Genomic DNA, 18,236 nt, shown 5'->3' with positions numbered 1-18,236 from the left:
TCGAGGCTCGCTGGCGCTCGCACCTCAACCACCGAACGCACACCAGACCAGCAGCGAGACCGAGCCCCACGTCGCTGCCCGTCCCCCGGCACAGACGGACACCCGCCGCCAGTGGTTTCGACGGGCTCAACCACCCGGGAGCGAGCTCCCACCGCGAAGGAAGCTCAACCACCCCCGGGCAGACTCCAACACCCCGCCCCCGACACCCCTGTGCCACCATCGCCGCATGGACCTCCGACCGCTGGGCAGGCGTGAGTTCGACCGGTTCACCGAGGCGCTGGACTATCCGATGTTCGTGGTGACCACGACCGACGGGAGCGAGCGGTCGGGGTGCCTGGTGGGGTTCACGACGCAGACAGGGATCGATCCGCCGCGGTTCCTGGTGTGCCTGTCGGACAAGAACCACACGATGCAGGTCGCGCAGCGTGCCGAGCTGCTTGCGGTGCACCTGCTCGCCGAGGAGCAGCACGACCTGGCCGAGCTGTTCGGCGCGGAGACGGGCGACGAGGTGGACAAGTTCGCCCGCTGCTCCTGGAGCGCGGGTCCGGGTGGCGTGCCGTTGCTCGACGACTGCCCCCGGCGCGTGGTCGGGCGGATCATCGAGCACGTCACGCTCGGCGACCACGTGGGATTCCTGCTCGAGCCCGTGGAGGTGGAGGCGGCCGGTGACGCGGACCCGCTCACCCTCCAGGACGTCGCGGACGTGGAGCCCGGCCACGACCCGTGAGCGGCTCGGCTGCACACGACGAGCCCGGCGTCCGCGGAGAGGCCCTGAGCGGGCCAATCGGCGTGACTTTCGCCCCTGCCTGGGACAGCGTGGAGACCAGCAGACTGCCCGAGGAGGCGTCCGCGCGGGCGCTCGAGGAGGAGCACGATGACGGACGCGACGACCCTGCCCAGCGAGACCGGCACACGGGGCGGCCCGCTCGACCCGGACGAGCTGCGCCGGATCGACGCCTGGTGGCGGGCCGCCAACTACCTGAGCGTCGGGCAGATCTACCTGATGTCCAACCCCCTGCTGCGCGTGCCGATCGAGGCCGAGCACGTGAAGCCGCGCCTGCTGGGCCACTGGGGCACGACGCCGGGGCTGAACTTCGTCTACGCCCACCTCAACCGGGCGATCATGGCTCGCGACCTGCACATGATGTACATCATCGGGCCCGGGCACGGCGGTCCCGGGCTGGTGGCCAGCGCCTGGCTCGAGGGGACCTACAGCGAGATCTACTCCCACATCAGCCAGGACGAGGAGGGCATGGAGCGGCTGTTCACGCAGTTCTCCTTCCCCGGCGGCATCCCCAGCCACGTCGCCCCTGAGACGCCCGGCTCGATCCACGAGGGCGGCGAGCTCGGCTACTCGCTCTCGCACGCGTACGGCGCGGCCTTCGACAACCCCGACCTCGTCGTGGCCGCGATCGTCGGCGACGGGGAGGCCGAGACCGGCCCGCTGGCGACCAGCTGGCACTCCAACAAGTTCGTCGACCCGCGCCGCGACGGCGCCGTCCTCCCGATCCTGCACCTCAACGGCTACAAGATCGCCAACCCGACCGTGCTGGCCCGCATCCCCGATGCCGAGCTGGACGCGCTGCTCCGCGGCTACGGCCACAACCCGTACGTCGTCTCCGGTGACGACCCCGCGACCATGCACCAGGCGTTCGCGGCCACGCTCGACCGGTGCCTCGACGAGATCCGCGCCATCCAGGAGCAGGCCCGCGCCGGCGAGCTGACGGAGCGGCCGCGCTGGCCGATGATCGTGCTGCGCTCGCCGAAGGGCTGGACCGGCCCCGACACCCTCGACGGCAAGCAGGTCGAGGGCTCGTGGCGCTCCCACCAGGTGCCGTTCGCCGACGCCCGCACCAACGACGCGCACCGCACGGTGCTCGAGGACTGGATGCGCAGCTACCGGCCCGAGGAGCTCTTCGACAGCACCGGTGCGCCGGTCCCGGAGATCGCCCGGCTGCACCCCAAGGGCGACCGCCGGATGAGCGCGACGCCGTACGCCAACGGCGGCCTGCTGCTGCGCGACCTGCGCCTCCCCGACTTCGCCTCGTACGCCGTGCCGGTCGACGAGCCCGGCACCGGTGCGGTCGAGTCGACCCGTGTCCTCGGCACCTGGCTGCGCGACGTGATGGCGCACAACCCCGACACGTTCCGGATGTTCTCGCCGGACGAGAACAACTCCAACCGGCTCCAGGACGTCCTCGACGTCACGAACCGCACCTGGGACGCCGAGACCGTGCCCGGCGACGACCACCTCGCACGCGACGGGCGGGTCATGGAGATCCTGTCCGAGCACACCTGCGAGGGCTGGCTCGAGGGTTACCTGCTGACCGGGCGGCACGGCCTGTTCTCCTGCTACGAGGCGTTCATCCACGTCATCGACTCGATGTTCAACCAGCACGCGAAGTGGCTGAAGGTCACCGACGACATCCCGTGGCGTCGGCCGATCGCGAGCCTGAACTACCTGCTCACCTCGCACGTGTGGCGCCAGGACCACAACGGCTTCTCCCACCAGGACCCGGGCTTCATCGACCACGCGGTGAACAAGAAGGCCGACGTGATCCGGGTGTACCTCCCGCCGGACGCCAACTGCCTGCTCTCGGTGGCCGACCACTGCCTGCGCAGCCGCCAGTACGTCAACATCATCGTGGCGGGCAAGCAGCCGGCGCTGCAGTACCTCTCGATGGACGAGGCGATCGCGCACTGCACCAAGGGGATCGGGATCTGGCCCTGGGCGAGCACCGACGCCGGCGCCGAGCCCGACGTCGTGCTCGGGTGCGCGGGCGACGTACCGACGATGGAGGCGCTCGCCGCCGCCGACCTGCTGCACGGGTTCTTCCCCGACCTCAAGGTGCGCTTCGTCAACGTCGTGGACCTGATGCGGCTCCAGGACGACCGCGAGCACCCGCACGGGCTGTCGGCCGCGGACTTCGACGCGCTGTTCACCCGCGAGAAGCCGGTGATCTTCGCCTACCACGGCTACCCGTGGCTGATCCACCGGCTGACCTATCGGCGCACGAACCACGACAACTTCCACGTCCGCGGCTACAAGGAGGAGGGCACGACCACCACGCCCTTCGACATGACCGTGCTCAACCAGGTCGACCGCTACAACCTGGCGATCGACGTGATCGACCGGGTGCCGCGGCTCCGCGACGTCTCGGCGCACGCGCGCGAGTGGCTGCGGGGCAAGCTGATCGAGCACCAGCGGTACATCCGCGAGCACGGTGAGGACATGCCGGAGATCAAGGACTGGCAGTGGCGGTCGGCCGGCACCGGGCCGGTCGCGGTGACCGAGGACGCCGCGACCGAAGCCCCCGAGGGCTGAGCGGGTGACGGAGCAGACCGTCGGCCCGGTCCTGGTCGTCAACGCCGGGTCCTCGAGCCTGAAGCTCGCGGTGCTCGACGGCAGCGACGTGGTCGCCTCGACGACCGTCGAGCGCTGGCAGGGCGTCGGCGACGTGGCGCCGATCGAGGAGTTCCTCGACGGCTGTGGCACGGTCGATGCGGTCGGCCACCGGGTGGTCCACGGGGGCAGCCGGTACGCCGCGCCGGTGGTCGTCGACGCCGACGTCGTGGCCTACCTCGACTCGATCACCGACCTGGCCCCGCTCCACCAGCCCCGCGCCGTCGCCGGTATCCGCGAGGTCTCCCGGCTGCTGGACGTGCCCGTGGTCGCCGCGTTCGACACGGCGTTCCACACCACGCTGACCCCGGCGGCGCGCACGTATGCGCTGCCCCGGGAGTGGAACCAACGCTGGGACCTCCGGCGCTACGGGTTCCACGGCCTCTCGCACGCCTCGGGCGTGCGCCGGGCCGCGGAGCTGGTCGGCCGCCCGCTGGAGTCGCTGCGGGTCGTGTCCTGCCACCTCGGGGCGGGTGCGTCGCTGGCCGCCGTGCGCGAGGGGCGCTCGGTCGACACGACGATGGGCTTCACGCCGCTGGCCGGGCTGGTCATGCAGACCCGCTCCGGATCGGTGGACCCCGGCCTGGTGATGTGGCTGCTCGAGCACGGCGGGCTCGACCCGGAGACGCTGACCTCCGCGCTCGAGCACCAGTCCGGCCTCCGGGGGCTCACCGGCACGTCGGGGGACGTCCGCGAGGTGCTCGAGGGCCGCGCGCGCGGCGACGCCGACTGCGCCCTCGCGTTCGACGTCTACGTGCACTCGCTGGTCCGCGAGATCGGCGCGATGGCGGCGAGCGCCGGCGGGCTCGACCTGCTCGTGTTCACCGGGGGAGTGGGCGAGCACGCGCCCGCCGTACGCGGTGCGGCCGCGGAGCGGCTCGCCCACCTCGGGGTCGCGCTCGACCCCACGGCGAACGCCGCCGCGCAGGGCGACGCCGACCTCACCGCGCCCGGCGCCGGGGTCGCGACGGTCGTGGTCACCGCGGCCGAGGCCGCCGAGGTGGCGCGGCTGACCCGGGAGACGCTGGGTGGCTGAGCATCCGGTGTGTGCCCTTCTGGCTGCCGGGGTACGGGCGCTCGCATGACCCGATTCGGATACACCTTGATGACCGAGCAGTCCGGGCCTCGTGAGCTGGTCCGCCACGCCGAGCAGGCGGAGGCGGCCGGCTTCGACTTCGAGGTCAGCAGCGACCACTACTTCCCGTGGCTCGACAGCCAGGGGCACGCGCCGTACGCCTGGAGCGTGCTCGGGGCCGTCAGCCAGGTCACCGAGCGCGTCGAGTTGATGACCTACGTGACCTGCCCGACCCGGCGCTACCACCCCGCGGTGGTCGCGCAGAAGGCGGCGACCCTGGGGCTGTTGAGCAACGGCCGGTTCCTCCTCGGCCTCGGCTCGGGGGAGAACCTCAACGAGCACGTCGTCGGCCCGTGGCCGGCCGCGAACGTCCGCCAGGAGATGCTCTCGGAGGCGATCGCGATCATCGGCGCGCTCTTCGACGGCGACTACGTGGACTTCGCCGGCCGCCACTTCCAGGTCGACTCCGCCAAGCTCTGGGACCTCCCCGACGAGCGGGTCCCGATCGGCGTGGCCGTGTCCGGGCCGCAGAGCGTCGACCTGTTCGCGCCCGTCGCCGACCACCTCATCGCGGTCGAGCCGAAGGCGGAGCTCGTCGAGCGGTGGGACGAGGCCCGCGCCGGGCGCCCGTCGCGCCGGATCGGCCAGCTGCCGATCTGCTGGGGGCCCGACGCGGAGGAGTGCGCACGCGTCGCGCACGAGCAGTTCCGCTGGTTCGGCAACGGCTGGAAGGTCAACGCCGAGCTGCCCGGGACGGCCGGGTTCGCCGGGGCCACCCAGTTCGTGCGCCCGGAGGACGTCAGCGCGTCGATCCCGTGCGGTCCCGACCTGGACAGGATCGTCGAGGCGGTGCGCGCGTACGTCGACGCCGGCTTCACCGACGTCGCCCTCGTGCAGATCGGCGACGCGAGCCAGCCGGAGTTCCTGGACCTCGCCGGCAAGGAGCTGCTGCCGACGCTGCGCTCCGAGCTCGGAGGCGGCTGAGCCGGCGGGCTCGTGCCCTTGCGGCCCTGACCCGATCGGCGCATGGTGGAGGCGTCGGCGCACGCCACGCGGAGGTGAGGGCGATGGAGGCCAAGGTCGGCGACCGTCTGGTCGTGGAGAGCAACCGGGTCGGTCAGGCCCGCAAGGTGGGAGAGGTGCTCGAGGTCCGCGGGCCGCACGGTGAACCGCCGTACCTGGTCCGCTGGAGCGACGGGCACGAGGGGCTGATGTTCCCCGGGCCGGACGCGCACGTCGACCACGCCCAGGACTGAGCAGCCCGGACCGAACGGCCGACCGGGCGGCCCGGCCGCGCCCGGAACGGGGCCGAACGGCGTACTGTCGAAGGTGCTGAGCCACGGTGGCTCTCCGAAGGAGCCACAGATGTCCGACAAGTCCCCGCGCCAGAGCGCGTCGAAGAAGAGCGGCAAGTCCCTCAAGGAGAAACGCCGCGACAAGAAGGCCAAGGGCTCGACCGTGATCAGCGACGTCGAGGCGCTGACCACCGGCAAGGGCCACGGCAAGAACCGATAACGCTCGGAGGCGTCAGCCTCCGAGGAAGTGGTCGAGCAGCACCGGTGCGGTCGCCTTCGCCCTGATCATGTGGGTCTGGCCCGGCAGCGTCACCAGCCGGCCGTGCGGCAGCTGCTCGGCGATTGCGGCCTGCGCGTTGCGCAGGTACGCCGGGCTCTTTCCGCCCGCGATCACGAGCGTCGCCGGCTCGACCTCGGCGTAGCGCCCCCCGGGCAGGGGCGCGCCCTGCTGGAAGGGCAGCACGATGCTGTAGTCGTGCGGCAGCGTCGGCGCGACCGCGGTGAGCTGCTTCCACACCGGCAGCAGCCGCATGATCGCCACCATCGGCGCCGGAGCGCCGACCACCTTCATGAACAGCCGGACCGCGTCGCCGGGACGGCCCGCGTCGACCAGCGCCTGCGTCCGCGCGCCGAGGTCGGGGTCGTTGGGTGCGTGGGCGTCGTCGATGATGAACGGCGCCTCGTAGACCGCGAGCCGACGCATCGGCGCGCCCTGGCGCGCGGCCTCCAGCGCGAGCGCGGCGCCCGAGGACGCGCCGAACACGAACGGGTTGCCGCCGGCGGCGTCCAGCACGGCGCGCAGGTCCTCGACCTCCCGCTGCGGCTCGTACGCCGCTGTGCTCGATCGATCGTTGGGCCCGGGCCCGCTCTCCCCGCGTCCGCGCCGGTCGTAGGCGTGGACCGTGAACCGCTCCCGCAGCGCGGGGGTCAGCGTCTTCGCAGCCCCCATCGCTCGGTGGCACAGAGCGCCCTCGACCACGACCAGCGCCGGACCGCTGCCGTCGGCGGGGCCGGTCACGTCGTAGGCGATCCGGGTGCCGTCGGCGGAGACGGCGTAGCGGGTCTCGCTGGTCCTCGGCGGAGAGGTGGTCGCGCTCATGGTGGGCTCCTCGGAGGTCGGTGGGTGGGCTCTCACCCACTCGTCGGACGGCTCAGGTCGTGCTCGACATCGGTCCGGCGGATTTCTGCTCGTTCTCCTCGGCCCGTCTGGTCAGGAGCTCCCGCTCGCGCTGGTTGTCCGAGCAGGCCGCAGCCTCGCGGAAGGCGGCCGCGGCGTCCTCGTGGTGGCCCAGCCGGGCGAGCAGGTCGCCGCGCACGCTCGGCACCAGCGGCGACCCGGAGAGCGCGTCGGGCGCGATCGCGTCCAGGACGGCCAGGCCGGCGCCCGCGTCGAAGGCGCGGCCGTGCGCGACCGCCCGGTTGACCTCGACGACCGGTCCGGGCGCGACCTCGGCGAGCACGTCGTACAGGCTGGAGATCGACTTCCAGTCGGTCTCCTCGGCGGTCCGGGCGCGCGCGTGCCGGGAGGCGATCGCGGCCTGCAGGTAGTAGCGCCCGACCGGGCGGCCGCGGGCGGCGAGCAGCTCCGCCCGCTCGAGCGCGGCGAGGCCCCGGCGGATCAGCAGCTCGTCCCACAGGCTGCGGTCCTGGTCCTCCAGCAGCACCGGACGGCCCTCGGCGTCGGTGCGCGCCTCGCTGCGTGACGCCTGGATCTCCAGCAGCGCCTGGAGCCCGTGGACCTCCGGCTCGTCGGGCACCATCGTGCTGAGCATCCGGGCGAGCCGGATGGCCTCGGTGGTCAGCTCGGGGCGCATCCAGTCGTCACCGGCCGTGGCGGCGTACCCCTCGTTGAAGATCAGGTAGACCACGGCCATCACGTCGTCGAGACGGGCGGCCCGCTCGTCGCCGGTGGGCAGCTCGAACTCGGCGCGGACCTCGCCGAGCGTGCGCTTGGCCCGCGAGATGCGCTGTCCCATCGTGGTCTCGGAGACCAGGAACGCGCGGGCGATCTCGCCGGTGGTGAGGCCGCCGACCATGCGCAGGGTGAGTGCGGCCCGGGAGTCGGGGGTCAGGGCAGGGTGGCAGCACAGGAAGATCAGCCGGAGCACGTCGTCCTCGATGTGGTCGACCTGCGCGTCCAGGTCCGGCATCGTGCCCTCCTCCCGGCCGTGCTCGTCCAGCAGTGCGTGGCCGAGCTGCTCGGTCTTGCGTCGCAACGTGTCCGCCCGCCGGAAGTGGTCGACGGCGCGGCGTTTGGCTGTGGTCATCAGCCAGGCACCCGGGTTGTCCGGGACCCCGACGGCGGGCCACTGCTCCAGGGCCGCCACCAGGGCGTCCTGGGCGAGGTCCTCGGCCAGCCCGACGTCGCGGGTCATCCGGGTGAGCGCGGCCACCAGCACGGCGGCCTCCCGCCGCCAGGTGGTCGTGACGGTGTCGGCGGGCGTCGGGTCGGACATGCGGCCCAGCGTAGGACCGGTGGTGGTTTCGGCAGGCTCAACCACCCGGTGTGGGCTCAACCACCCGGTGTGGGCTCGACCACCCGGTGAGGGTGGTCGAGCCCGCCGGTCGGCTCAGCCCTCGGCAGGCGCGGGCGGCTCGTCGGCGACCTGCCGCAGCGTGGCCACCATCGAGCACTCGGGCCAGTACGTCGCGTGCAGCTCGGCGAACTCCTCCTGGCCCTTGATCGCCTCCTCGAGCGTGTCGTACTGGAGCAGCGCCCAGCCGCCGACGACCTCCTTGGCCTCGGCGTACGGCCCGTCCACGCGCGTGGTCTCGCCCTTGCGGACGACGAAGTTCACGGCGTCCTCGGTGCCGAACAGCCCACCGCCGTCGAGGAAGTGGCCCTGCGCGGACTGCTCACCGATGTACTTGTCCATGGCGTCGAACAGCGCCTGGGGCGGCGCGCCGATGCCCTCTTCCATCTTCACGAAACCCATGAATCGAGGCATCGCTGCACTCCTTCGTCCCTGGCGGCCACCGCTTCTCGGCAGCCTCGTCACCCGTACGTCGGTCCCAGCAGACCGTTCTCGACATCGAACTTCAAGAAAATTCGGAGCCGGTCAGGACAGCGTCCACACGTACCGGCTGGTCGGCACCAGGTCGAGCCCGTGGTCGGCGCCGAAGCGGGCGACGCTCTCCATCAACGTCGCGAACCGGCGCTGCAGCTCGGCGTCGTCACCCGCGCTGCCGTAGAACGCGTGGGTGTCCTCCATCGCTGCCATCGGGAACAGCTCCTCCACGATGCCGGCGACCTCCGGTGCGTCGGGGGTGAGCGCCTCGAGCACCGGGTTCTGGACGTAGCCGAACGTGCCCTGGGTCGCGATCGCGACCGGTGTGTGCCGCTCGAGCCAGTCGTCGAGCCAGTCCTGCGGCGACATCGCGGCCGGCCGACGCAGGAACGCGAGGTTGGCCAGCGCGTCGGCCCGGGCACCGTCCGGCACCGGGGGCGGCTCGATCGGGCGGCGCTCGTCGACCCGCCAGCCGTCCGCCGTCGGGTCGATCTCGCGGACGACCGCGACCACCGCGGCGAGGGCGTCGCCGGGTGCCCCGGCCGCGTCGTCCGGCTCGTCGAGCCACACGCTGAGGACCGCCGTGATCGGCGTACCGGGGCCGAAGCGGAGCGGTGCGGCGGCGACGTCGGCGTCGTCGACGTTGACCTGCAGGCGGCGTACGCCGGTGTCGGCGACGCGCGCGCGGAACGCCTCCTCGAGCAGGGCGGGGCCGACATCGTCACGGTGGAGGGCGAAGACCGCCTTGGTGCTCACGCGGGCAATCTAGACGAGGAGGGGCACCGACGGCGGATCGCTCCTACATTGGTCGCCATGAGCTTCGACGTGGCGGCCGAGGCCTACGGCCGGTTCATGGGCCGCTACTCCGAGCCGCTGGCCGACGCGTTCGTCGAGGTGGTCGACCTGGTGGCCGGGCAGCGCGCGCTGGACGTGGGCTGCGGGCCGGGGGCGCTTACCGCCCGGCTGGTGCAGCGCCTCGGGGTCGACAGGGTGGCGGCGATCGACCCGTCCGCGCCCTTCGTCGAGGCCGCGCGGACGCGGTTCCCGGGTCTCGACGTGCGCCGCGGGTCGGCCGAGGACCTGCCGTTCGGGGACGGGGCGTTCGATGCCGCCCTGGCCCAGCTGGTCGTGCACTTCATGGAGGACCCGGTGCGCGGTCTCGCGGAGATGGCCCGGGTGACCCGGCCCGGTGGGACGGTGGCCGCCTGCGTCTGGGACCACGGCGGCGATCGCGGACCGCTGTCCACCTTCTGGTCCGTCGTCGGCGAGATCGACCCGGACGCCGTGGACGAGTCGCGGCTGCCGGGTGCTCGTGAGGGCCACCTGGTCGAGCTCGCGACCGAGGCGGGCCTGGCCGACGTGGCCCAGCGCGACCTCGCCGTCAGCGTCGACTACGCGGGGTTCGACGCGTGGTGGGAGCCCTACACGCTCGGAGTCGGGCCGGCGGGCGGCTACCTGGCCTCCGTCGACGACGACGTCCGCGACGCCCTGGAGGCGAGGTGCCGCGAGGTCCTCCCCGACGGCGCCTTCCCGGTCGTCGCCCACGCCTGGTGCGTGCGCGGCACCGTGTGAGGTCGTCGAGCGCCTACGTGAGCATGCCCGGGTCGTCGGGCACGTCCACGGAGTGCTCCCGGAGCACCTCCAGCGGGACGATCTCGAGCGCACGCTCGCTCGTCGAGGCGAGCACCACCGGTGCGGCCACGCCGGCCTCGTGGGCCTGCAGCCACCGGGCGGCGACCACGCACCACCGGTCGCCGGGGTGCAGTCCGGGGAACTGCCACTCCGGTCGCGCCGTGCTCAGGTCGTTGCCGACCCAGCGCTGGTGCTCGAGGAACTCCGTGGTCATCACCGCGCAGATCGCGTGCACGCCGACGTCCTCCGGTCCGCAGGTGCAGGTGCCGTCCCGGTGGAAGCCGGTCATCGGCTCGGTCCCGCACGGCTCGAGCTCCCCACCCAGGACGTTCCGCTCGCTCATGGGACGAGCCTGCCACGGTTCCCGGTACGCCGTCTCGGGCGGCGCGACGCCGCGCCTGTTCACGTCGAGTTCACGCCGTAACCGGGCTCGGTCATCCGCGCGTCACCAGGCGTCACGCACAATTGCAGGGTGAGTCGGATCCGGATCCCCTTCCTCGCCGCAGCCGCGACGGTCTCGGCGGCTCTGGTGTCGCCGGTCGCCGGTGCCGCGCGCGGCGTACGCCGCTCGATGGGCGCCCGCCCGCCGGGCACCTACGACTCGCCGCAGTTCCGCGACGGTCTGTTCCACAACCGGCTCCCGATGAGCGTGGTCGAGCCGGGGAGCACCGGCTCGATGGCGGCCGAGTGGGCCCGCCGCGGCGACATCGGCCGGCCGCGCGGCGTGGTGCCGCTGGTGACCCCGCAGCTCCCGAAGCGGGCGACCGACCTCGCCGCGACCTGGCTGGGCCACGCCACCGTGCTGCTGGAGATCGGTGGCCACTGGGTGCTCACCGACCCGGTCTGGAGCGAGCGCGTGTCCCCGTCGTCGGCCGTCGGCCCGCGCCGGAACCACCCCGTGCCGATGCCGCTCACCGACCTCCCCCCGCTCTCCGCGGTGCTGATCTCGCACGACCACTACGACCACCTCGACACGGTCACGATCGACCGGCTCGTCGAGCTGCAGGACGCGCCGTTCGTGGTGCCGCTGGGGATCAGCGCCCACCTGCGTCGCTGGGGTGTGCCGGAGAACCGGATCGTCGAGCTGGACTGGGGCCAGTCCCACCGGGTCGGCGACCTCACCCTGACCTGCACGGAGGCGCGTCACTTCTCCGGTCGCGGGTTCGTGCGCAACACGACGCTGTGGTCCTCCTGGGTGGCCGCCGCCGGTGATCGCCGCGTGTTCTTCGGTGGCGACACCGGCTACACGCCCGCGTTCGCGGAGATCGGCGAGGAGCACGGGCCGTTCGACCTGACCGTGCTGCCGATCGGTGCCTACGACCGGCGCTGGCGCGACGTGCACATGGACCCGGCCGAGGCCGTGCAGTGCCACCTCGACGTGCAGGGGGAGACCGGCGGGGGAGCCATCCTCCCGATCCACTGGGCGACCTTCGACCTGGCCTTCCACCGCTGGTCCGCGCCCGCCGACTGGGTGCGCGAGGAGGCCGCCGAGCGCGGCGTCGTCGTCGCGCTGCCGCGGCCCGGCGAGCGCTTCGAGGTCGACCCCGCCGATCCCGAGTCGGTGGCCGGCCTTCCGACCACGGACTGGTGGACGGCGGCCTCCGGGCGCCTCGCAACCTCCTGAGCCGCGCGTTGCGGCGTACGCCTGCGGGCGTGGGCGAACCTCGCTAGGTTGCCGCCATGAGCGACCAGGCCCCACCGCCCCCTCCGCCGCCGCCCGCAGCACCGCAGTACGCCCCGCCCGTTCCCGGTGGGCCGGCGGTCGTCGGCAAGGTCCGGTCGACCGGCCTCTCCATGCTGCTGTTCTTCGTCACCTTCGGGATCTACGGGCTGGTGTGGTGGTACCTCGTCCACGACGAGATGAAGAAGCACAGCGGCCAGGGCATCGGCGGTGTCGTGGCGCTGGTCCTGGCCTGGTTCGTGTCCCCGGTGGCGGCGTTCTTCACCTCCGACGAGGTCGCCAAGCTCTACGAGCGCTCCGGGCGGCAGGCACCCGTCAGCGCCCTGACCGGGCTCTGGTACTTCCCGGGCATGTTCATCCTGGTCGGTCCGATCGTGTGGTTCGTGAAGACCAACGGCGCGCTCAACGACTACTGGCGCTCGTACGGCGCTCGCTGACCCGATGTCCCCCCGCCCACGTAGGGTTGGGGGGACATGACCACCCAGTTCCCGATCCCCGGCCTGCCCTCCGTCGAGCCGGCCGACACCTCCTCGGAGGAGCCTCCCGGGGACGCAGCGCCCGGTGAGACCCGCAAGCGTCACCGGCCCACCCGCGACGAGCTCCTCGAGGGGCTCAACGAGCCGCAGCGGCGGGCCGTCGTGCACGAGGGTGCGCCGCTGCTCGTGGTCGCCGGAGCCGGTTCGGGCAAGACGCGGGTGCTCACCCGCCGGATCGCCTGGCTGATCTCCGAGCGCAACGCCCACCCGGGGTCGATCCTCGCGATCACGTTCACCAACAAGGCCGCGGCCGAGATGCGCGAGCGGGTGCAGGAGCTCGTCGGCAACCGCGCCCGGATCATGTGGGTGAGCACCTTCCACTCCGCCTGCGTGCGGATCCTGCGCAAGGAGATCGTCCACCTCGGCTTCAAGTCGAACTTCACGATCTACGACGCGGCCGACTCCAAGCGGTTGATGACGATCGTGTGCCGTGACCTCGACCTCGACGTCAAGCGGTTCCAGCCGCGGGCGATCCTGCACTGGGTGTCCAACGCGAAGAACGAGCTGCAGGACCCCGAGGACGCCGCGAAGGACGCCCGCAACGTCCAGGAGGAGACGTACGCCGCGGCGTACCGGATCTACCAGGAGCGGCTGCGCCAGGCGAACGCCCTGGACTTCGACGACCTGCTGATGATGACCGTGCACCTGTTCCGGGCGTTCCCGGCCGTGCGGGAGAACTGGCGTCGCCGGTTCCGCCACGTGCTCGTCGACGAGTACCAGGACACCAACCACGCGCAGTACGCCCTCATCCACGAGCTGTGTGCACCCGAGGTGGAGGTCCGCGACGAGACCCCCGCCGCGCCGCCGGCCGAGCTGATGGTGGTCGGCGACGCCGACCAGTCCATCTACGCGTTCCGCGGAGCCAACATCCGCAACATCCTCGACTTCGAGCAGGACTTCCCGAACGCCGAGACCGTGCTGCTCGAGCAGAACTACCGCTCCACCCAGACCATCCTGACCGCGGCGAACTCCGTGATCGGCAACAACGAGAGCCGCAAGCCCAAGCGGCTGTGGAGCGACGCCGGCGACGGCGCCAAGATCGTCGGGTACGTCGGCGACGACGAGCGTGACGAGGCCCGCTTCGTCGCGGAGGAGATCGACAAGCTCACCGACTCCGGTGCCGCGCGCGCCGGCGACGTGGCGGTGTTCTACCGGACCAACGCGCAGTCCCGTGTCTTCGAGGAGGTGTTCATCCGGGTCGGCATGCCCTACAAGGTGGTCGGCGGGGTGCGCTTCTACGAGCGGCGCGAGGTGCGCGACGCGCTCGCCTACCTGCGCACGCTGGTCAACCCGGCCGACCAGGTCTCGCTGCGTCGCATCCTCAACACCCCCAAGCGCGGCATCGGCGACCGCGCCGAGGCGTGCGTCGAGGCCTTCGCGAGCCGCGAGCGGATCACCTTCTGGGAGGGGCTGCAGCGCGCCGGCGAGGCGCCCGGCCTCGCCAGCCGGTCGCTGAACCAGATCAAGGCGTTCGTCGACCTGATCGAGCAGCTCCAGTCGATGGTCGTCGCCGGCGAGCGGGTCGACGTGGTGCTGGAGCAGACGCTCGCGCTGAGCGGCTACCTCAAGGAGCTCGAGGACTCCGACGACCCGCAGGACGAGACCCGGGTCGAGAACCTCGCCGAGCTGGTCGCGGTCGCCCGGGAGTTCGCCGACGACCCGCAGGTCGGGCCGAGCGCCGACCCCGCCGACGAGCCGACCGCCCCGCCCGGCCTCTCCGACTTCCTCGAGCGGGTCGCCCTGGTGGCCGACTCCGACCAGATCCCGGACGCGCCCGAGGGCCAGGAGGCTCCCGGCGTCGTCACCCTGATGACTCTCCACACCGCCAAGGGACTGGAGTTCCCGGTCGTCTTCCTCACCGGCCTCGAGGACGGCATCTTCCCGCACCAGCGGTCGCTGGGGGACAAGCCCGAGCTGGAGGAGGAGCGCCGCCTCGCGTACGTCGGCCTCACCCGGGCGCGCGAGCGGCTCTATGTCTCGCGCGCGGTGATGCGTTCCGCCTGGGGCGCGCCGGCGCACAACCCGGCCTCACGGTTCCTCGACGAGCTCCCGGTCGACCTCGTCGACTGGCGCCGTACCGCGGCCGAGCAGACCTCCTGGTCTCGCCCCGACCTGGCTTCGGGCGGCTACGGCTCGGCCCGGGCGTCGGGCACCCTCACCGGCCGGGGTCGCGAGCAGATGCAGAGCCGGTTCGGCACCGCCGCCGCACGGGCCGACGCCTCGAAGAAGGCGATGGCGGGTCGCGCGATCCCGAGCCTCGACCCGGGCGACCGGGTCCAGCACGACTCGTTCGGGCTCGGGACCGTGGTCAGCGTCGAGGGCGCCGGCGAGGGCTCCGTCGCCTCGATCGACTTCGGCAGCGAGGGCGTCAAGCGCCTGCTACTCAGGTACGCCCCGGTCGAGAAGTTGTAGATCGCCGAGCGGGCAGTCGTGCTTCGCGACAATACGCCGAGCGGGCAGTCGTGCTGCGCGAAAGTACGCCGAGCGGGCAGTCGTGCTGCGCGAGAGTACGCCGAGACCGATGGCGTCCCTGCCGGGATCGCCGAGCGGGCAGAAACGCCTTCCCCCGCTTCGCTCCTCCGGACGTTTCAGCCCGCTCGGCTCCACGCCCTGACATCGGCATCGAGCCTCGTCAGGGCGTGACCCCGTGCATGATGAACTCGGGGTAGGGGTCGACCGGGTCGCCGCCGCCGGGGTGGACCTCGATGTGCACGTGCGGGCCGGTGGTGTTGCCGGTGCTGCCGACCGTGCCGATCTCTTCGCTCTGGATCACCTTGTCGCCGATGTTCACACCGATGCTCGACTGGTGGCAGTACCAGATCTCGGTGCCGTCGGGCAGGGTCTCCACGGTCTTGTTGCCGTAGGCGCCGTCGTAGCCGGCGTCGGTGATCACGCCGTTGGCGACCGCGTAGATCGGGTTGCCGCTGGGGGCGGCGAAGTCGAGGCCCGTGTGCAGGTGCGACCACAGGCCGCTGGACTGGCCGAAGCGCGCGGTCAGGTGGTACCCGACGGTCGGCAGCACCCAGAGGTTCTTGGCGATCTGGTCGGCACGCTGCTGCGCGGAGCTGGCCAGCTTGAGGATCGCCCCGGTGCGCGCCTGGGACTGCTCGTTGACCTCCTGCTGGAACTGCTTCTGAGCCAGGTCCTGGGCCGCCTGCCGGTCGGTGTCACGGCTGATCGCGTCGGCGCGGGCCTCGCTCGCGCCGTACCCGAACGCGTCGGTGCCGTTGAGGGCGTCGGCCTTGCCCGCGGAGAGCGCGATGCCGTTGCTGCCGGGCAGCTGGCCCTGGCCGAACGCGACGGCGCTGCCGGCGGCCGCGAGGATCGCCACGGCACCGACCACGGTCGGGGCCGAGGGCAGCACCCGCGCTGCGGCGGGGGCGCGGTGCCGGGTGGCCTTGCGCTTGCCACCCGCAGGGCGGGCCGCCCGCGTCGTCTGCGCGGGGGTCGGGTCGACGGCAGCCCGCTGGGGGCCGCGACGGTCTGCCCGATGGTTGCCCATAGCTCCCTTTTGCTCGACTACACCCGGTGTCGCTGCGGCGCCGTGCTCGTCCCCCGACGGTTGCCTGCATCAACGCGCGACCGGCCAAACAGTAACGGAATGGTTTCGACGAGTGAAATCGGGGTAGTCATTTGTGCACCCCACGCGGCTCGGCGGTACCGAATCCCCGGTCGGCTAGCCTTCGGCTCATGCTGCGCATCGTTGTCGCCAAGCCGGGCCTCGACGGGCACGACCGCGGGGCCAAGGTGGTGGCCCGGGCGCTGCGTGACGCCGGCCACGAGGTGATCTATACGGGCCTGCACCAGACACCGGAGCAGATCGTCGAGACCGCGATCCAGGAGGACGCCGACCTGGTCGGGCTGTCGGTGCTCTCCGGAGCCCACATGTCGTTGTTCCAGCGGGTCACCGACCTGCTCCGGGAGCGGGGGGCCGAGGACATCGTGGTGTTCGGCGGCGGGATCGTCCCGGACGAGGACCTGCCGGCGCTGGCCGAGATGGGCGTGGCGAAGATCTTCACCCCCGGCGCGACCACCGGCGAGATCACCGGCTGGGTCGCGGAGCAGTTCCCGGAGGACTGAGCCGTGCGCGTCCTCGTCACCGGCGGCACCGGCTTCGTCGGGGGCCACGTCGTCGCCGCCCTCGTGGCCGCCGGTCACGACGTACGGATGCTGGTACGCCGGCCCGAGCAGGTGCCGACGACGCTCGGTCCCCTGGGCGTCGAGGTCGGCGACGTGGTCAGCGGGGACGTGCTCGACCGGGCGTCCGTCGAGCGAGCGCTCGACGGCTGCGACGCGGTCGTGCACGCGGCGGCCGTCTTCAGCCTCGACCCGCGGCGGACCGGGGAGGTGCTCACCACCAACGAGCGGGCCACCGAGCTGGTGCTCGGTGGCGCCGTCGAGCGGGGGCTCGACCCGGTGGTGCACGTCTCCTCCACGGTCGCGCTGGTCCGGCACGGCGGCACCACGCCGGACCTGCCGCTCGGCGACCTGGACCTGCCCTACGCGCGCTCGAAGATCGCCTCGGAGCGCGTCGCCCGCAGGCTCCAGGACGCCGGCGCACCGGTCACCTGCGTCTATCCGGGCGGGGTCCTCGGCCCGCACGATCCCTACCTGGGCACGATCGCCGAGCTGATGCTGTGGATCGCCTCCGGGCGGCTCCCCGTGTTCCCGTCGGGCCGGATGCACTACGTCGACGTCCGCGACGTCGCGGCCGTGGTCGCCGCGACGATGGAGCCGGGCCGGGGGCCACGGCGCTACGTCGTGCCCGGCTGGCAGCTGGACGGCGATGCGCTCTACGGCGCCGTACGACGGGTCACCGGTCGCCGGCGGCCGCACGCCGAGCCTCCGCGCGCCGTGCTGGTCGCTTTCGCGCGGCTGTTCGACCGGGTGAACCGGGTCCTGCCGCCGCACCTGCACCTCCCCGGCGACCCGGAGTCGATGGAGCTGATGGCGCGCGAGACGGCCTTCGACACGTCGGGGACCACCGCGGACCTCGGTGTCTCGGCGCGGCCCCTGGACGACTCCGTCCGCGACACCCTCCTCGCGCTGGCCGAGCAGGGAAGGCTGCGTCGCCGCCACCTCGGCAGGCTCCGCGCCGGCTGAGCCCGCGTGTGGCGAAGGCCACGTCCAGCCGCCGATCCCGGGTCGTTCGGGCCCGCTCCCCGGGTTTATGGTCAGCGGTGCGCCGAGTTCACCTCGGCCCACACATTCCTGACAGCGACAGATGGGTTGAGCCCGTGGATCTGATGGAGTTTCAGGCGAAGGAGCTCTTCGCCAAGCACGGCGTGGCCACCACGCTCGGCGTGGTCGTCGAGACGGCCGAGGAGGCGAAGGCCGCCGCGGAGAAGTTCGGCGGAGTCACCGTCGTGAAGGCGCAGGTCAAGGCCGGCGGCCGTGGCAAGGCGGGCGGCGTGAAGCTCGCCAAGACCCCGGACGAGGCCTTCGAGCACGCCTCGAACATCCTCGGCATGGAGATCAAGGGTCTGACCGTCAACCGGGTGCTGATCACTCCGGCCACCCCGCCGGAGGAGGAGTACTACTTCTCCTTCCTGCTCGACCGGGCGAACCGCTCCTACCTGTGCATCGCGAGCGTCGAGGGCGGTGTG

19 protein-coding genes are annotated in these 18,236 nt (G+C 72.3%); 13 read left to right on the top strand and 6 right to left on the bottom strand.

Translation table 11 applies throughout. The features are described 5' to 3' along the window. Window positions 1-226 precede the first annotated feature (226 nt). The 6 genes from EFL26_RS09130 to EFL26_RS24165 all read left to right on the top strand — a co-directional run bounded on the left by EFL26_RS09130 (window position 227) and on the right by EFL26_RS24165 (window position 5,993). On the top strand, window positions 227-727 hold the full coding sequence (locus EFL26_RS09130) for a flavin reductase family protein (protein WP_123222591.1): 501 nt from the start codon (window positions 227-229) through the stop codon (window positions 725-727). Window positions 728-874: 147 nt separating this feature from the next. Beyond that, on the top strand, window positions 875-3,325 hold the full coding sequence (locus tag EFL26_RS09125) for a phosphoketolase family protein (protein ID WP_123222590.1): 2,451 nt from the start codon (window positions 875-877) through the stop codon (window positions 3,323-3,325). Between the two features lie 4 nt (window positions 3,326-3,329). After that, complete coding sequence (locus tag EFL26_RS09120; protein ID WP_123222589.1) at window positions 3,330-4,439, top strand: acetate/propionate family kinase; 1,110 nt, start codon at window positions 3,330-3,332, stop codon at window positions 4,437-4,439. A 45-nt stretch (window positions 4,440-4,484) separates the two neighbouring features. Continuing rightward, the gene (locus EFL26_RS09115) at window positions 4,485-5,462 is read left to right on the top strand and encodes an LLM class F420-dependent oxidoreductase (RefSeq protein ID WP_123222588.1); all 978 of its coding nucleotides are present in this window, start codon (window positions 4,485-4,487) and stop codon (window positions 5,460-5,462) included. A gap of 83 nt (window positions 5,463-5,545) precedes the next feature. Beyond that, complete coding sequence (locus tag EFL26_RS09110; protein ID WP_123222587.1) at window positions 5,546-5,734, top strand: DUF1918 domain-containing protein; 189 nt, start codon at window positions 5,546-5,548, stop codon at window positions 5,732-5,734. A gap of 109 nt (window positions 5,735-5,843) precedes the next feature. Continuing rightward, the gene (locus tag EFL26_RS24165) at window positions 5,844-5,993 is read left to right on the top strand and encodes a hypothetical protein (protein ID WP_183408108.1); all 150 of its coding nucleotides are present in this window, start codon (window positions 5,844-5,846) and stop codon (window positions 5,991-5,993) included. A gap of 12 nt (window positions 5,994-6,005) precedes the next feature. On the opposite strand, the gene EFL26_RS09105 is transcribed toward EFL26_RS24165, so the two are convergent. From EFL26_RS09105 to EFL26_RS09090, 4 genes are all read right to left on the bottom strand, one after another. Further along, window positions 6,006-6,872 (bottom strand): alpha/beta fold hydrolase, encoded by an 867-nt coding sequence (locus EFL26_RS09105; RefSeq protein WP_123222586.1) that lies wholly within the window; start codon window positions 6,870-6,872, stop codon window positions 6,006-6,008. A 52-nt stretch (window positions 6,873-6,924) separates the two neighbouring features. After that, entirely contained in the window at window positions 6,925-8,229 is a 1,305-nt protein-coding gene (locus tag EFL26_RS09100) for an RNA polymerase sigma factor (protein ID WP_123222585.1), read from the bottom strand. A gap of 114 nt (window positions 8,230-8,343) precedes the next feature. After that, complete coding sequence (locus EFL26_RS09095; RefSeq protein ID WP_123222584.1) at window positions 8,344-8,721, bottom strand: YciI family protein; 378 nt, start codon at window positions 8,719-8,721, stop codon at window positions 8,344-8,346. 111 nt (window positions 8,722-8,832) lie between these two features. Further along, window positions 8,833-9,537 (bottom strand): EthD domain-containing protein, encoded by a 705-nt coding sequence (locus EFL26_RS09090; RefSeq protein WP_221176909.1) that lies wholly within the window; start codon window positions 9,535-9,537, stop codon window positions 8,833-8,835. 57 nt (window positions 9,538-9,594) lie between these two features. Here EFL26_RS09090 and EFL26_RS09085 point away from each other — a divergent pair, with 57 nt between their 5' ends. Beyond that, window positions 9,595-10,353, top strand: a complete 759-nt coding sequence (locus EFL26_RS09085; RefSeq protein ID WP_123222593.1) for a class I SAM-dependent methyltransferase — start codon at window positions 9,595-9,597, stop codon at window positions 10,351-10,353. 13 nt (window positions 10,354-10,366) lie between these two features. Here EFL26_RS09085 and EFL26_RS09080 read toward each other — a convergent pair whose 3' ends face one another. Continuing rightward, entirely contained in the window at window positions 10,367-10,756 is a 390-nt protein-coding gene (locus EFL26_RS09080) for a DUF2237 family protein (protein ID WP_123222583.1), read from the bottom strand. A 129-nt stretch (window positions 10,757-10,885) separates the two neighbouring features. On the opposite strand from EFL26_RS09080, the gene EFL26_RS09075 reads away from it, so the two are divergent. Genes EFL26_RS09075 through pcrA form a run of 3 tightly spaced genes read left to right on the top strand, consistent with a single transcriptional unit; the run spans window position 10,886 to window position 15,042 of the window. Beyond that, a complete protein-coding gene (locus tag EFL26_RS09075; RefSeq protein WP_221176908.1) occupies window positions 10,886-12,037 on the top strand; it encodes an MBL fold metallo-hydrolase in 1,152 nt (383 codons plus the stop codon). Between the two features lie 56 nt (window positions 12,038-12,093). Next, window positions 12,094-12,531, top strand: coding sequence for a DUF4234 domain-containing protein (locus EFL26_RS09070; RefSeq protein WP_123222582.1), 438 nt, complete (start codon window positions 12,094-12,096; stop codon window positions 12,529-12,531). A gap of 36 nt (window positions 12,532-12,567) precedes the next feature. Then, on the top strand, window positions 12,568-15,042 hold the full coding sequence (gene pcrA / locus EFL26_RS09065) for a DNA helicase PcrA (protein ID WP_123222581.1): 2,475 nt from the start codon (window positions 12,568-12,570) through the stop codon (window positions 15,040-15,042). A gap of 220 nt (window positions 15,043-15,262) precedes the next feature. Here the strand turns inward: pcrA and EFL26_RS09060 are convergent, their stop codons facing one another. Beyond that, the gene (locus EFL26_RS09060) at window positions 15,263-16,132 is read right to left on the bottom strand and encodes a M23 family metallopeptidase (RefSeq protein ID WP_123222580.1); all 870 of its coding nucleotides are present in this window, start codon (window positions 16,130-16,132) and stop codon (window positions 15,263-15,265) included. A gap of 188 nt (window positions 16,133-16,320) precedes the next feature. Here EFL26_RS09060 and EFL26_RS09055 point away from each other — a divergent pair, with 188 nt between their 5' ends. The 3 genes from EFL26_RS09055 to EFL26_RS09045 all read left to right on the top strand — a co-directional run. Next, window positions 16,321-16,710, top strand: a complete 390-nt coding sequence (locus tag EFL26_RS09055) for a cobalamin B12-binding domain-containing protein (protein ID WP_123222579.1) — start codon at window positions 16,321-16,323, stop codon at window positions 16,708-16,710. A gap of 3 nt (window positions 16,711-16,713) precedes the next feature. Then, window positions 16,714-17,733 carry an NAD-dependent epimerase/dehydratase family protein gene (locus tag EFL26_RS09050; protein ID WP_123222578.1) on the top strand — a complete coding sequence of 340 codons (1,020 nt, stop codon included), beginning with the start codon at window positions 16,714-16,716 and terminating at the stop codon, window positions 17,731-17,733. A 134-nt stretch (window positions 17,734-17,867) separates the two neighbouring features. Further along, window positions 17,868-18,236, top strand: a 369-nt coding sequence (locus EFL26_RS09045) for an ATP-grasp domain-containing protein (protein ID WP_342773525.1), incomplete at its 3' end; no start/stop codon positions are given.

The sequence above is a fragment of the Nocardioides pocheonensis genome (genome assembly GCF_003725535.1).
In the GTDB taxonomy this organism is placed as follows: domain Bacteria; phylum Actinomycetota; class Actinomycetes; order Propionibacteriales; family Nocardioidaceae; genus Marmoricola; species Marmoricola pocheonensis.
This window is presented reverse-complemented; position numbering and strand designations above follow the sequence as displayed.